The 14548-nt window shown below is 44.4% G+C and carries 19 protein-coding genes; 5 read left to right on the top strand and 14 right to left on the bottom strand.

Going from position 1 to position 14548, the window contains the following annotated elements:
- Nucleotides 1–271 precede the first annotated feature (271 nt).
- The 4 genes from E4663_RS02540 (at nucleotide 272) to E4663_RS02525 (ending at nucleotide 3509) form a co-directional block, all read left to right on the top strand.
- Nucleotides 272–670, top strand: a complete 399-nt coding sequence (locus E4663_RS02540) for a hypothetical protein (protein WP_135326589.1) — start codon at nucleotides 272–274, stop codon at nucleotides 668–670.
- Nucleotides 671–776: 106 nt separating this feature from the next.
- Entirely contained in the window at nucleotides 777–1346 is a 570-nt protein-coding gene (locus tag E4663_RS02535) for a hypothetical protein (RefSeq protein ID WP_135326588.1), read from the top strand.
- An 83-nt stretch (nucleotides 1347–1429) separates the two neighbouring features.
- Nucleotides 1430–2110, top strand: a complete 681-nt coding sequence (locus tag E4663_RS20115; RefSeq protein WP_135326587.1) for a response regulator transcription factor — start codon at nucleotides 1430–1432, stop codon at nucleotides 2108–2110.
- Nucleotides 1992–3509, top strand: coding sequence for a sensor histidine kinase (locus E4663_RS02525; protein ID WP_241657157.1), 1518 nt, complete (start codon nucleotides 1992–1994; stop codon nucleotides 3507–3509). The genes E4663_RS20115 and E4663_RS02525 overlap by 119 nt, the downstream gene beginning before the upstream one ends.
- A gap of 34 nt (nucleotides 3510–3543) precedes the next feature.
- Here E4663_RS02525 and E4663_RS02520 read toward each other — a convergent pair whose 3' ends face one another.
- The 4 genes from E4663_RS02520 to E4663_RS02505 form a co-directional block, all read right to left on the bottom strand.
- Nucleotides 3544–3738 (bottom strand): YwbE family protein, encoded by a 195-nt coding sequence (locus E4663_RS02520; protein WP_135326585.1) that lies wholly within the window; start codon nucleotides 3736–3738, stop codon nucleotides 3544–3546.
- A gap of 61 nt (nucleotides 3739–3799) precedes the next feature.
- Nucleotides 3800–4012 (bottom strand): DUF2188 domain-containing protein, encoded by a 213-nt coding sequence (locus E4663_RS02515; RefSeq protein ID WP_079479257.1) that lies wholly within the window; start codon nucleotides 4010–4012, stop codon nucleotides 3800–3802.
- Nucleotides 4013–4090: 78 nt separating this feature from the next.
- Nucleotides 4091–4540, bottom strand: a complete 450-nt coding sequence (locus E4663_RS02510; protein WP_135326584.1) for a DUF2188 domain-containing protein — start codon at nucleotides 4538–4540, stop codon at nucleotides 4091–4093.
- A 314-nt stretch (nucleotides 4541–4854) separates the two neighbouring features.
- Nucleotides 4855–5061 carry a hypothetical protein gene (locus tag E4663_RS02505; protein ID WP_079479255.1) on the bottom strand — a complete coding sequence of 69 codons (207 nt, stop codon included), beginning with the start codon at nucleotides 5059–5061 and terminating at the stop codon, nucleotides 4855–4857.
- A 117-nt stretch (nucleotides 5062–5178) separates the two neighbouring features.
- On the opposite strand from E4663_RS02505, the gene E4663_RS02500 reads away from it, so the two are divergent.
- Nucleotides 5179–5847 carry an O-methyltransferase gene (locus E4663_RS02500; protein WP_135326583.1) on the top strand — a complete coding sequence of 223 codons (669 nt, stop codon included), beginning with the start codon at nucleotides 5179–5181 and terminating at the stop codon, nucleotides 5845–5847.
- A 23-nt stretch (nucleotides 5848–5870) separates the two neighbouring features.
- On the opposite strand, the gene E4663_RS02495 is transcribed toward E4663_RS02500, so the two are convergent.
- The 10 genes from E4663_RS02495 to E4663_RS02450 form a co-directional block, all read right to left on the bottom strand.
- Nucleotides 5871–6692, bottom strand: coding sequence for a protein phosphatase 2C domain-containing protein (locus E4663_RS02495; RefSeq protein ID WP_158290410.1), 822 nt, complete (start codon nucleotides 6690–6692; stop codon nucleotides 5871–5873).
- Nucleotides 6679–7230, bottom strand: coding sequence for a GNAT family N-acetyltransferase (locus E4663_RS02490; protein WP_135326581.1), 552 nt, complete (start codon nucleotides 7228–7230; stop codon nucleotides 6679–6681). The genes E4663_RS02495 and E4663_RS02490 overlap by 14 nt, the downstream gene beginning before the upstream one ends.
- Before the next feature lie 127 nt (nucleotides 7231–7357).
- Complete coding sequence (locus tag E4663_RS02485) at nucleotides 7358–8332, bottom strand: quinone oxidoreductase family protein (protein WP_135326580.1); 975 nt, start codon at nucleotides 8330–8332, stop codon at nucleotides 7358–7360.
- Between the two features lie 11 nt (nucleotides 8333–8343).
- Complete coding sequence (locus tag E4663_RS02480; RefSeq protein WP_135326579.1) at nucleotides 8344–9129, bottom strand: enoyl-CoA hydratase/isomerase family protein; 786 nt, start codon at nucleotides 9127–9129, stop codon at nucleotides 8344–8346.
- A gap of 20 nt (nucleotides 9130–9149) precedes the next feature.
- The gene (locus E4663_RS02475; RefSeq protein WP_135326578.1) at nucleotides 9150–10901 is read right to left on the bottom strand and encodes an acyl-CoA dehydrogenase family protein; all 1752 of its coding nucleotides are present in this window, start codon (nucleotides 10899–10901) and stop codon (nucleotides 9150–9152) included.
- On the bottom strand, nucleotides 10876–11628 hold the full coding sequence (locus E4663_RS02470; RefSeq protein ID WP_135326577.1) for a 2-phosphosulfolactate phosphatase: 753 nt from the start codon (nucleotides 11626–11628) through the stop codon (nucleotides 10876–10878). Before E4663_RS02470 ends, E4663_RS02475 begins: the two co-directional genes overlap by 26 nt.
- Nucleotides 11621–12694, bottom strand: a complete 1074-nt coding sequence (locus E4663_RS02465) for a phosphotransferase family protein (protein WP_135326576.1) — start codon at nucleotides 12692–12694, stop codon at nucleotides 11621–11623. The genes E4663_RS02470 and E4663_RS02465 overlap by 8 nt, the downstream gene beginning before the upstream one ends.
- Nucleotides 12691–13095, bottom strand: a complete 405-nt coding sequence (locus tag E4663_RS02460; protein ID WP_079479246.1) for an acyl-CoA thioesterase — start codon at nucleotides 13093–13095, stop codon at nucleotides 12691–12693. Before E4663_RS02460 ends, E4663_RS02465 begins: the two co-directional genes overlap by 4 nt.
- 12 nt (nucleotides 13096–13107) lie before the next feature.
- Nucleotides 13108–13980 (bottom strand): 3-hydroxyacyl-CoA dehydrogenase family protein, encoded by an 873-nt coding sequence (locus E4663_RS02455; protein ID WP_079479245.1) that lies wholly within the window; start codon nucleotides 13978–13980, stop codon nucleotides 13108–13110.
- Nucleotides 13977–14546 carry a TetR/AcrR family transcriptional regulator gene (locus tag E4663_RS02450; RefSeq protein ID WP_135326575.1) on the bottom strand — a complete coding sequence of 190 codons (570 nt, stop codon included), beginning with the start codon at nucleotides 14544–14546 and terminating at the stop codon, nucleotides 13977–13979. Before E4663_RS02450 ends, E4663_RS02455 begins: the two co-directional genes overlap by 4 nt.
- Between the last annotated feature and the right edge of the window lie 2 nt (nucleotides 14547–14548).

The following is a 14548-nucleotide window of genomic DNA, read 5'->3' as shown; positions in this document are numbered from 1 at the left end:
TAGAATCTTATGAACCGCGGCAAAACCGGGAAACAACCCCGTACTTGGAAACAAGTGATTTCCGAATAATAAACACATTCTTCTGCCTAGGGCTGCGCAAGAGAAGTAGTGGATCAGAAGGCACGTTTAGTGACCCACAATAGAAAAAAAGACAGCCCTTCATAAAAAGCGAGTTGGACCAACGTCCGACTCGCTTTTTCAATGATTAGACGTTTACAATCCTCCCATCATGGTAATATAAGTCATAGAAGAAATAGAGGAGGAACGAGTCATGTCCCGTTACTTACATCAAATCGAACCAGAAGAGGTACGATTTTTATTAGATTTCAACGAGTTGAAAGAGTTAGTCATTGACATGTTAGGTGATGCAAAAGATCTCGTTACGGTGGAGATCAGCTTCGACCAAATGGAGGACTTTACAGGTGCCAGTATTATCCGTCCTATGGTTAAACTGAGAGAGATCAGCAAGTTAAATGAAGAACAGCGCCACCTTATCCTAGATACCGGCCTATCCATTGACCGCGAGCCTTTTGATAACGGGGATTATATAATGGAAGAGATCTTCGGTCCGGAATACACCGTTGCGAGTGCGACAAATGATGCGGACGGTCCATTCTTTACCATCGAAATGCCGTATCGCTTCTATCTTGAACAAAAAGAAAAAAAATAATTACAAGCTCAGACTTCTGTCTGAGCTTTTTTTATGTCTGACATCCTCCTGACACATTCCGTTTGTAATATACAGATGTATCATTATTAAACAGGAGGTTTTTAACATGAAAACTTGGTCAAAGAAAACAGTTGTGGGAGCTGTCGCTCTGGCTTTAGCAGTCCCAACGATCTCGTACGCCGCTTCTTCTGATTCTTCAACAGAGGAAAGTACAGTACAAGATAAAATGCAAGAAATACAGGACAAGCGTTATGAATTGCTGGATCAATTCAAAAATGGAGATATCACAGCAGATGAGTTATTAGAGGAATTCCGACACATGCGTCCAGGACACGGGCCTCATCATCACTTAGGCGATCTTGATGAAGAAACGCGCACCAAACTGGAAGAAATAAAACAAAAAGTAGAAGCTGGAGAGCTGTCAGAGGAAGAAGCGAAAACGCAGATTGAAGATCTCGGAATCACTCCCCCTCCTTTCCTCGAAGACCTAACTGACGAACAAAAGCAGCAACTGGAAGATATTCGCTCCCAAGTCGAAGCTGAAGAAATCACAAAAGATGAAGCGAGACAACAATTGCAAGAACTGGGCATCGACTTTAAAGAACTGCACCATCATAAGCGCCCTTTTACTAGCCCTTCTAAGCTGGAAGATACAGACCTAGAAACAGATCTATAAGATCAGAAGAACCGCTATCAGCTATAGCGGTTCTTCTCTATTTTCCGATATAATGAACAGAGACTAACGGAAGGAGCCTCGAAATGGAAAAGATACTTATTGTAGAAGATGAAATCACCATTATGCGAGTCCTGAAAGCCTATTTATCTAAAAATGGCTATGAGGTCATCATAGCCGAAACGGGCGAGCAGGCTCTTTCTCTGTTTGAACGGAACCCTCCCCACCTCGTACTTCTTGATATTATGCTACCTGATCTTGACGGGTGGTCGGTACTAACTAGAATTCGAACACAAAGTACCTGCCCAGTCATCATGCTCACGGCTCTCGGCGAAGTGAATGATCGACTAAAGGGCTTTCAGAACGGCGCCGACGATTACATCACTAAACCCTTTGTCGGTGAAGAAGTCGTAGCCAGAGTGAAGGCGATATTAAGAAGACCGCAGACGATGTACCAAGACGAAGGCATACTGCGCTATGGTTCTCTTACCCTTCATCCTAATTCCCATTCAGTGATGCTGAACGGACAAGAAATAGACCTTACGCCAAAAGACAAAACCCTCCTTCTATTTTTAGGACGTCACCCTAATCGTAACTTTACGCGGGATCAGTTACTAGATCAGGTATGGGGCATGGATTATGAGGGAAGTGATCGTGCTGTCGATTTATCAGTCAAGCGGATTCGGAAGACGCTCAGAGCAAACGGCATTACTAACGGGGCTATCAAGACGATCAGAGGATTGGGGTATCAATTCCGTGTTGAATAAGAAGGAACGTAAGTCCATCTTGGGATACTGGTCTCTGCGCTATCTATTCACCCTTATTGTAGGGTTAGTGATAATCGGAGCTATATCAACTCTTTGGATTCGGCATACGACAATCGAAAACCGATTGAATGTAACACATTTAGTAGCGCAAGAAATAGCGGACCGGATTGTCAGCAGTAATGGGCGAATCCTTGAGGGACCCTTATTTGAGAACATTTTGAAAGACCGCAGCCAGGCACTTAATTTCCCGGAAGCTCCGACTGCTGTTGTTCTGGATGGAGACGGAAGGGTCCTCACTAGCAACAGAAGACCAGGGAAAGGCGTACGCTTAGGAGAGCAAGTTCCTTCCTCCCTCTACGAAGAAAGAGAATCGACCATAAAGCTTGATCAGAAAACAGCATATATCATCAGCGAACCTATTCAAAATAATGAAGAGACCATTGGTTATGTCCTTCTTGCCCAGTACAAGTCTATCCTTGCGAAAAGCAACCAAGAATACGGACTTCTCTTCATACTCTTATTTACACTTGGTCTTCTAGGTTGGCTAGTCATTTACTATTTAACTAAACAACTAACAAAGCCCATACAAGAAACGATTGATGCAGCAAAGGTAGTTAGTGAAGGTAATTACGAAGTAACAATCACCCAGCAGCCCAAAGAAAAAGAACTAGCGGAATTAACAGAAACGTTCCAAGACATGGCGGGTAAACTTCAGAAACTAGAGCTGGTTCGCTCTGAATTGCTGGCAGGGGTCACACACGATTTGAAAACGCCTGTCACATCGATCAGCGGATTATTACAAGCTATTCGAGATGAAGTAGTGTCAGAGGAAGAAGCAAGAGAATTCCTCGATCTATCATTGAAAGAGACAGACCGATTAAAAGTGATGATTCAAGATTTACTGACATTTAATACATTTGTTGCGGGTTCTTTACCCGTTTATCCAAAACGACAATCAATGAATGATCTATTGAACGAACTGAAAAGACAGTGGCAAACGACGGAAGAAATCCCCTTCCTCCACCTGGACCTTCCGGAGGACCCCGTTATGGTTTTTGTGGATGAGAATCGTGTCAAACAGATTCTGATGAATCTATTACTGAATGCGAAACAAGCTATGACCGTTAGCAGCGGACAGATTAAGATTTTGCTAGAAACCGAAGCCAATACAGCTCTCATTCATGTACAAGATGAAGGCGGGGGTATTCCGGAACAAGATCAGCCTTATATATTCGAACGATTTTATAGAGGATCTAACAAAAAGTTAGTTGTAAGAGGATTGGGGCTCGGCCTCTCGATAAGCTCCCTCCTTGCAAAAGCGCAAAATGGGGAATTGCACCTGATGGAGAGTTCAATAAATGGTACAACGTTTACGTTACGTCTCCCTCTTGCCGAATAAAAAATGCCTGACGGAAATCCCGTCAGGCTAACTATCATTCGATAATATGTTTTACTCTGCCTACCTGTCCATCCTCAAGTCTCACTTTGATTCCGTGAGGATGAGAAGGAGACTTGGTCAGAATGTCTTTAACCGTTCCGCGGGTTAACGTGCCCGTTCGTTGGTCCTTCTTCAATACAATATCGACTTCTTGACCAGATTGGATGTTCTTTCTACTTTGTCCATTCATTCTACGTCCACCTCAATTCTTCTCACATCATACCATAAGTGGAGAAGAAGTGCGTGACGACTTACTTTTCATACGAGAACTGGTTCTGAATACTTCCGTCTTTCTTATGAATGACGGCTATTGTCCCTTTATTCTCCGCAATTTCCTTTGCGCGATCAATGGCGTCTTGCTTGTTTTCAAAAACCTTCGTCGGCTGTTCTGCGCCTTCTGCTTTCACTGCCCAACCTTCCTCATGAGCTACAACGTGTTCAGACTGATTACGAGTTTCTGCCATGGTGAATATGCCTCCTTGATTTTTGATTCATAGTTAACATTCCACTTGGGAAATATTTCAAACTACTTTTTATGCATTTTAGTAAGATTTTTTTTCTTGAATCGAACCATCTTTCTTATGGATGATTACTTGCGTCCCTTTGTTTCTGGCAATCTCTTTCGCTCGGTCAACGGCATCCTGTTTCTTTTCAAAAACGTCAGATGCCTGCTTCGCGTCTTCTGCTTTCACTGCCCAACCATCTTCGTGCGAAACGACATGTTCCCCTTTTTCTAATAATTCCGGGCGACTCTCATACTCGTCCTCATCGTGATCCTTGAGTTCGTGATCACTTGCTTGTTTCATCTGTTGCACTTCCTTCTCACTTGCATTCTCATACCACTCTTTCGCTTGCTCTGTCGCAATCGGAATTGCTCTACCTTCATCGTACCCTTCATCTATCATGGCATTAGCTATATCGATCGCTTTTTTCCTGACGGCTGTATCTAGATTCTTAAACGAGCTCGGATAATCACTTGTATCCCACGGCATAAGTGCCACTCCTTTATTTCAATATTCTGGTTATTCAATTCCCGAAATCTTCTTCTAAGTAAACACAAATTTACGAACGTTTTTCTAAACAATAAAACAGAACGGAGAAAAGAGTCCCCTCTCTTATCTCCGTTCTTAATCATTTGATGACCTATTTTAATTTTTCCATCCCAATGCTGATCGAATACTCTTGCTTCTTCTATGTAATCTTAATTCCTATCATCTCATCATGCTTTTCTTCACACGCACTGAAGCAAGCTGAGGAAGACTACTAACACACAGCCCCCATATACTAAGTCCTTTTTCTATTTTTCTCACCTAAACGATCCAATACTCCATAAACCGATCACTTGCAAAAAGGATTGGCTGAAAATTATTAGTAAAGTCCCTGCACTTATATAGAGTAGAAATCGACGCTTGTTTTCACCACTTCTCAATTCCCACGCTCCAAGAGCAGATAGAATAACCCCTGCGAATAAGATCATCCATTTCAATAACATTAAATAGGCCCCAGTAATCATACTCCCACCTCCTCGTAACTAGCTAGCAATCTCTTCCCGCTCCCTTTCTAGAAGAAGGATTTCCCTCTTCTTCTGTATAATTAGTATTAAAGAAGGAATGAAAGGGAGGTAGAATACATGAATTCACCGAAAACGTGGCATGAGTTTGATCAATACACGACAGATAAACTGATTTCATATGATCCGGTTTTAGAAAATGTGTTGCAAACCAATGCAGAGGAAGGGTTGCCTTCCATTAATGTTTCTCCTGTTGAAGGGAAAATGCTTCATATGATCGCATCTCTATCCAAAGCGAAAAATATTCTTGAGGTCGGTACGCTCGGAGGCTATAGTACGATATGGCTTGCACGCGCCCTTCCTGATGATGGTCAGTTGGTTTCACTTGAATATTCAGCTAAGCATGCAGAAGTAGCAAAGCGAAATCTTAAAAAAGCCAGATTAGACGATAAGGTCGAGATTCTCATCGGGGCTGCCATAGAGACCTTCCCTCAGTTGCCTGAAAAAGGGTTTCATGATTTCGACTTCGTCTTTATTGATGCCGATAAACAAAACAATTCTCGCTATGTGGAAGAAGCACTGAAACTATCACACCCAGGAACATGTATCGTCGTGGACAACGTCGTCCGAAACGGGGCAGTTTTAGATTCTGATCATGAAGATGAAAGCGTCCAAGGTATCCGCCAAATGTTCGATTACCTTTCAGACCATCCGAGTATCGAATCGACCGCCATACAAACCGTAGGTAGCAAAGGATATGACGGCTTCCTTATTGCCATCGTAAAATAAGAAGAACGCTTGATGGATCCCCCTCATCTATCAAGCGCTCCCCATTGTATTCTTATGGCTGTTCGATCGTCTATATGAGCATTTTGTTCTCCTAGCAATTCGGTTAACTGCTCTACATAGTCATTTAATCCACTTTGTTGGATTTCGTTGAATACTCTATCTAAAGACCAGTCTGGGTGGAACAATCCATCCGATAGTATAAGAATCTCTCTCACTTTCTCCATTGATACATTACCCGCCTGTAAAGCGTCAATAGCGGCCGGCATTCCATCCGCAACTGTATATCCACCCTCCATATTAGCTAGGGTCCGGTTATATTTCAAAGCTTCTATTCTATCTTTGAAATAAGACTCTTCTGGTACTGGAACTCCTCGCTTACGATCGTCGTCTCGTTTCTTCCTCGCACGCTCACTTATTCCTTCCACGGTATCTTCCGTTAAGATTACCTTCTCGCCATCCTTATCTTCAAAGATGATCATACAATCTCCCAAATGAGCATACTCAAAGTGGGAGTCTTCTATTTTGACTGCAGCAACACAAGTGGTCCAGCGCTCATACCCTTTCGACAAATCAATGTTTGCGGAAATCATTTGCTGCCGGAGATCTCGATTTGCTTCTTTTATAACACCTTTCAGTGAATCGCCTTCCTCCATCTGGTCGAAGTGCCTCTTAAAGGTATTAGAAGCCAAGTAAGCGCCATTGTGGTCGTCGCTATCTCGAAAGGGGACTAATGGAGTCGCCCCGTCGAACACGGCATAGACACCCGCTCCCTTGTTCATCGTCAGAGCATCTTCACACTCTTCCTTAGCTGGTGAGGTTCGTTGGATCGATTCAATCTTTATCATCATGCCACTCACCCGCTAACATCCCGTACACCACATGGTCTGAAGGCTCATCATAAAGCATAGCCGCCGCACGAATCGTTCCTTCGTTCACAAAACCTAATCGCTCTGGTACAGCACGACTCTTCGTATTTCTAACATCTGCCCTAATTTCTATTCGGTTAAGATTCAACTCACGAAATGCATAGGTGAATAGAGCTTTACACGAACGAGTAAGAAGCCCTTGCCCTTTGAACCGCTCCCCCATCCAGTAACCAATGCTCGTCTTCTTATTATTCCAATCCAATTCATGCAGATCGATTGTTCCTGCAATCTCCCCTTTGAAAACGATACACACGACCATCCCATTTGCTTCGCCGTATCTCTTCATAGCGGACTTTATAAAGTCTTTAGTATCCGCTTCGGACTTCGTATGTTCGATCCACGGAAGCCATGTCCCCAAGTGATCTCTTGAACGATCCGCTAATTCATATAGTTCTTCCACATCCTCTAAACCAATCAGTTTCAATTCCAATTCTTCATCTATTTTATGTACAAACATGTCGATTCTCCTCTTATTTTAGGGTGCAACATATCTTTTTCCATAAACATCCTGCATATTCCTGCAAGAAGCAAAACAACATTGTAGAAAAAAAGACTTCCCATCATCAGGGAAGTCTTTGGATCCATTAAGGTGTAAGCACAAGCTTTCCTTTTGTTTTTCTTGCCTGCATGATCTCATGGACATGAGCCGCTTCCTCTAACCCGAACACGCCTCCGACTGTCAGTTTCAAATCTCCATATTTCACTAGAAGGAGTAACTCTTGTAAGCTCTTCTCAAACAAGACCGGCTTTTTCATAATTTGAGGTAGGAAGAATCCGATCACAGATAGATTCCGGTTCATCAAGCCCGCTGCGTTAAGTTGAGGCATCTCGCCACTGGCAACTCCGTATGTGACGACCCGGCCAAACGGCCGCATGCATTTGATCGTCTCATGAAATACCTCTCCGCCTGCCATTTCCAAAGCTACATCGACACCTCTACCATCACTCGCCTCGAGAACAGCTTCACGCCAGTTCGGTTCTGTATAGTTAACAACATGATCAGCACCTAATTCTTTCGCCAGAGCAAGCTTCGCGTCAGAACTTGCAGTAGCAATTACATTACCAGCTCCATAGTGTTTCGCCAGCTGAACAGCAAGAGAACCGACACCTCCTGCTGCAGCATGAACCAGGACTGTTTCCCCTTTTTCCATCCGACCCATCGTAAGCAAAATGTGATAGGCCGTTAATCCTTGTAAAGGAAGCGCAACTGCCATTTGGTCGTCTACGTTGTCCGGTATCGGGATAAGCGTTTGTTCTTTCGCTGCTACATACTCCGCATAACCGCCTGACCCAATCAAAGTAACCACACGATCTCCTTTTTTGAAACGGGAATCGGGGTTTCCTACATCCTCTACAACACCAGCCACTTCCGCACCTGGTATGAAAGGAAGCGGAGTCGGAACAACATAAGCGCCCTCTCTTCTGGCCGTATCTGCATAATTCACACCGATCGCCTTCACTTTGATGAGCACTTGGTCACTCTCAAGAATTGGTTCATCCACATCGACCGGTTCTAAAACATCCGGACCTCCAAATTGCTTAAATTGTATGGCACGCATCATTATCCTCCTTATTTCCCTGCAAAGACAGGTTTTCGTTTTTCTTTAAAGGCTTGAACGCCTTCTTTATGATCATCCGTTGAAACCATCATCGTCTGCGTTACTCGTTCTTGCTCGAGGATCGATGCTAAGTCTGCATGGTCCGCTTCATCGACTAACCGCTTCATCATCGCCATCGCACGCCCAGGTCCTTTAGACAACGCTACAGCATAGTTCATGGCTTCCTCTTCCAGTTGATCCAGGGGAAACACTCGATTGACAAGACCCCATTCGACTGCCGTTTCCACAGGAACCGGCTCCGCTCGGAACAACAGCTCCTTCGCACGGTAAGGTCCAAGTATTCGACTAAGGAAATAATGGCCGCCTCCATCAGCAACGAGTCCCACTTGAGCAAAGCTCAACACGAACTTACTTTCTTCACCTGCTAAGATTTGATCACAGGCAAGTGCAAGGTTGAAACCTGCCCCGGCTGCATACCCATGAACGACTGCAATGACCGGTTTCGGTAATTCTTTGATTTGCAGAATCAACTCATTTAAGATTCCAACATGATCATAGATGTGCTGAGCTGTCGCATCCCCCATATTCTTCACATCTCCTCCAGCAGAGAAGGCACGCCCCGCTCCCGATAAGACGACTGTTTTAATATCTTCGTTCTCTTTCGCTTCCCGTAATGCTTGTTGTAGTCCGATAATCATCTGATCGGAGAAAGCATTAAGGGCATCGGGTCTATTCAACACACAAGACATTACCGGACCATTCACCTGTACTGCTACATGCTCATTTCCTAAACTCATTTTCTCCAGCTCCTTTAAGATTAATAGTTTTTTTGGTCATAATAGTAGTCTGCAAGTTCTCTTCTGCGCTCGATCGAATCCGGCCAAGAGTAGGCAGCGAGAAGCATAGACACTTGCCCTACCGTTTTCGTTCTTTCCTCTCCCGTCAGTAACGTGGACAACATCGGGATAACGGATTGCTGCACTTGTAAGCTGGTATTCTCAAGGAAAGTGTATGCAAGCTTCTCTTTCCATTCAGAGTCTTGTACTTTTTCCGTTCTTAAAATCACGGACTCACATGCATAAATAGCAATAGCAAGATCCGCTAATTTCATCAAAGTCTCCTGCTCAGACTTCATGGAATCACCATATTTGAAGAATGCTAGACCAGCACAAATTAAGTACAAGTCTTTGAATAAGGCAAGTGGCTGCTTCAATTCATGCAGAGGGCCTTCTTGGTTTTTAAATGCCCCTGTTCGAAGCGAGCGCTGTGCTTTTTCAAGAAGGGACTGTGAATCAAAAGAACCTTTGGCCATCTTCTTGTAGAAGTTCCCTGGAATTAGAAGACGGTTGATTTCATTCGTCCCTTCGAAAATACGGTTGATTCGCGAATCGCGGTAAGCCTGTTCAATTGGATACCCTTTAATGTAACCTGCCCCACCGTGAAGTTGGAGCGCTTCATCCACTACTTCATCAAGCGTCTCAGAGCCGACAATTTTGCAAATAGCAGACTCTAAGGCATGTTCATTCATCGCTTTCGCCGTCCCTTTGAAGTCATCAGAGTCTTCATATGGAGCAAGTGCCGATTCAACATGCCCTGCAGTACGGTATAAAAGGGATTCTGTCGCGTAAAGTTCCGCGGCCATGTTTGCTATTTTTTCTTTGGTTGCGGGGAACTCTCCGATCGGCTGTTTAAACTGCTTCCGTTCTGTAACGTGTTCAAGTGCAAGCTTGAAGCTATGCTTCGCTGCACCTAAAGTGGCGAAACCGAGATTGAACCTACCAAGATTCAATACGTTCAAGGCAATCAAGTGCCCCTTTCCAACCTCTCCTATCACGTTTTCCACAGGAACCTGACAATCCTCCATATGAACTGAACACGTTGAGGATCCTTTGATACCTAGTTTATCTTCCTCCGGTCCGATTGAGAGGCCAGGAAAGTTCTTCTCCACGATAAATGCAGTGAAATGTTTGCTGTCGACTTTAGCATAAACAATGAAAGTATCAGCAAATGACGCATTTGTAATATAGATCTTCGTTCCATTCAATAGATAATGCGTGCCGGTTGCATTCAATACTGCTGTTGTTTTCGCTGCCAGGGCATCAGATCCAGCTTCCGGCTCGGTAAGGCAATAAGCTCCTAAGTATTCTCCCGACGCAAGCTTCGGTAGGTACTTTTCTTTTTGCTCCTTTGTACCAAAATACGTGATTGGAAGGGTAGCAATACAGGTGTGATTGGAGTGAGCTACGCTATATCCACTTGCATTTCCAAGCGCCTCCCCAACAATACCTTTACTGATTTTATCCAAGCCGAGCCCTTCATATTTTTCGGGAATGCTATGAGCGAGTAACCCCAATTCACCTGCCTGCTTCATTTTCTCTGCGACAAACGGAAAGTCCCCTTGTTCCAACCGTTTGATGTACGGATGGATTTCCCGGGAAATAAATTGTCGAGCTGTGTCTGCAATCATTCTGTGTTCGTCACTTCGATCTTCGGGGGTGAAAATTGCTTCTTTCGCGATATCTTCAATTAAGAAGTCTCCCCCTTCAACGAGATGCTTCACTGGATTCATAACTCCACTCCTTTATTTTTCCTTCCACTCTGTCATATACAGGAATAGTGTTCCAAAGCCCTTCCTGTGCCACAAAGTCAATTTCCTTTTGCTCCATTCCGGCCCCAAGCAGTAAGCTTCCGATTTTCGATTGACTTAACAGTTCAGCTGCATGATCTTCATTACCGTTATAAAAGAGAAGGGCCGTCTTTGCTCCATCGGAAAGAGACCACTGTTTCTTTTTAACAAGATGGTGAATCAAGCTTCCCGCACCGAAGAAATCCTCCAACGTATAGTGACCACTCGAACCAGAACAGACCATAACTAAGTCCTGATCATTGTGATGCTTATTCAAATGATCTGCCATCGCCTCGTTGTTCAGAAGAGAACATGCATACAGCACATCTGCCTCACTCGAATTTTGCAAAGCCACCGTTCCATTCGTCGTCGATAAAATGAGGGTTTGGTCTCTCACTACATCTTTTAAGTGGGGTCGAATTGGTGGATGAAACCCTTCAATCAGACGACCTTTGTCTTCCCCCGCTAACAAGTAGCTCTCCCTCATCTCTTTCGCTTTTTCTCTGCCATGGGTTTGGTCTAAAACCGGAATAACGGACCTAGCCCCGTCGGCAAGAGCAGCAGTGATTGTAGAGGTTGCGAATAACACATCAAACACAATGGCTACTTTCCCTACCATCTTGTCTCGCTTGATGTCTTCCTTTTTAAAGATAAGGTGAATATTAGCCATCTACGAGTCCTGCCGTTTTCTCTGCGTGTTCAATTAGATTGTTAACAAAATGGTTCATATGAGCGAAGCGTGGGTCGTTCGTTTGACCCTTTTTATAACGGGAATAGATTTGCTGAACGATACCGGCTAATTTGAAGTAAGCGAATGTAAGATAGATATGAATACCGGATACGTCCCTTCCACTCTTCTCCGCATACCGCTGAATAAATTCTGCTCTTGTATAAAAACCTTCTCGGACGGTTACCGGCGGCTCTCCGAGTCCGGTACGCAGCATGTCAGGGTCGTCTGGTTGAATCCAATAGCTCATCGCCGCTCCAAGGTCAGCAAGCGGGTCTCCGACCGTTGTCATCTCCCAGTCGAATAACCCGATCATCTTATCAGGGTCTTCTAGGTCGAACATGGCATTATTCAACTTGTAGTCATAGTGGATGATCGATGCCTCATCGGAATGCGGAACGTGATCAATCAACCACTGCTTCAACTTTACTGCTGAAACTACATCATCAGTACGCGCCCGTTCGAAGCGCTTGATCCAGCCGTTCACCTGTCTCTGCATGAACCCTTCTGGCTTCACCATATTGTTCAAATCCGTTTTTCGATAGTCGATAGCGTGAAGTTCAACAAGTCGGTCCACCATCTCCTCAGACAGCCTCCTCCCAAGAGAAGCAGTATAAACAACTTCATCTGGGAAACTGGTATCATACACGTGTCCATATCTTCTCTCCATGATGAAAAACGGAACGCCGATCAAATCCCCCGCGTTAACATGTAAGGGTTTCGGAGCAACCGGAAAAACTGGATGAAGGGCTTTTAATACTTTGAACTCCCGCTCCATATCATGCGCTTTCGGTGCCACTGGTCCGAGCGGTGGTCGCCTCAGCACTGCACTCCATTCCCCTACAGATAATTCGTAGGTGAGGTTGGAGTGTCCAGCTCCGAACTGGCGAACCTCCAGCTTTCCTTCAGGGATATCCAACCTATCCCTCAGGTAAGGCTCTATCGTTTCAAGATCCAGCTCCTCTCCTTGACGAACGGTTCTTGTATCCGTGTTAAGAGACAAACCTATCCCTCCTTAACTGTCTGGCGATGTGACTCAAGCTGCTGTTTCATTTCATCGGTCAATGCTTTGCTTTTCTGTGCATCAAAATCGAACTGGACGATAACGGACTGCCCCTTTGCCACTAAGTCCCCCGACTCTTTCTCATACATGTCCTGCTCCAGATGAAAACTGGAGTTCCCTATTTTCACGACATGACTCTTGATGATCAAGGTCTGGTTGAAATAGACCTGCTTGAGAAAATCACACTTAGTGGAGGCGAGAATAAAGTTCCAATCGTTCCCCACCATTCCAAGGTCATTGAAAAAACGGATCCTCGAGTCCTCCATGTAAACGAAATAATTGTTGTTATTGACGTGCCCTAACAAATCGGTCTCACAAAAGCGCACATTGACTTCTATCTCATGCATGCTACTTCCTCCTCAACTTCTCACTTTTTTGTCATAAGAATAAAAACCTTTACCAGTCTTGCGGCCTAGCTCACCTGCTTCTACTTTCTCTACAAGAGTCTTAGAAGGTCTGTCATTCGGATCATTCGTTTCTTGGTATTGTTGCTGCATGACATAATAACCGACATCAAGACCGGATAGATCCATCAACTCGAACGGGCCAATCGGATGGTTCAGTGCGTGACGCACAATTTTGTCGATATCTTCAAAGTCAGCATAGCCACCTTCGTATAAATGCATGGCTTCTTTCTGTATCGCGAACAAAATCCTATTGGCTACAAAACCTGAGATTTCTTTTTTCAAGAGAATCGCTGTTCTACCCATTCGTTCACAAACTTCCATCGCTGTTCCCGCTGTTTCATCCGATGTGTGTTCACCTTTGACGACTTCTACACAATCCATCACCAATGCCGGGAAGAAGAAGTGCATGTTGCACACCTTATCCGGTCGTGAAGTTGCATCTACTATAAGAGAACTAACGATGGTGGAAGAGTTAGTTGCTAGAATGGCATGAGCTGGGGCAACTTCATCGAGCTGAGCAAAGACTTGACGCTTCACCTCTAGTTTTTCTACCACCGCTTCAATGACGAGATCCGCTTTGCCTGCTGCTTCCTCAAGGCTCGTTGTCATATGCAGACGGCTGAAAGCAGCCTCATAGTCTTCAGCTGATAGCTTTTCTTTTTCTACCCACCGTTTCATAATTCCCCGCAACTTCTGATCTGCCGCTTCTAGTGAATCTTTGCTTATATCCTGGAGGTACGTCTCGTAACCCGCAAGAGCGCCTAGCATTGCAATTTGATGACCCATAGCACCTGCTCCGACAACGGTTAATTGATTAATGGTCATGTTTTCTCCTCCTCGATTCCTTTAAAGATCATTTCCATGAAGATGTGCGTCAGTTCCTTTTCTGAAACTTCTCCCTCCGGGTCGTACCAGAAATAACTCCAATTCGCGATCCCTAAGACGCCGAAGGAAAGCATGTCCGCACGTAGATCAGATCGGAATTCTCCCGACAGCATCCCAGTTTCGATAACAGAAGCAATATTCCTCTGAAATTGGTGTCGCTTAGGCAAGATGTCTCTCGTCTTTTCATTACTTAAATGCCGCATTTCCCTAAAGAACACCATGGCACTGTTAGCGTTGGTTCGAATGTTCTCTATTAACATCTGGACCATCGCTTCGAGCTTGTCATGAGCTGATAAGTCCGCTTGGATAATTTCTTGTTGCTGCATCAGTAATGATTCAATGAACTGTTCATGAATCTGAACCAGTACATCCTCTTTATTCTTGAAATAATAATAAAAGGTTCCCTTCGTCAGATCGTTCATGGACACGATGTCTTGAATCGATGTCTCTGGAAACCCTCTCTTCCCAAAAAGTTCTGTACTCGTTGCTAGAATCTTTTCTTTCATCG

It is taken from the genome of Halobacillus salinus (assembly GCF_004684905.1).
GTDB classification, from domain to species: Bacteria; Bacillota; Bacilli; order Bacillales; family Halobacillaceae; genus Halobacillus; species Halobacillus salinus.
Note: the sequence above shows the minus strand (reverse complement) of the source record. Positions and strands in the feature narration are given on the sequence as shown.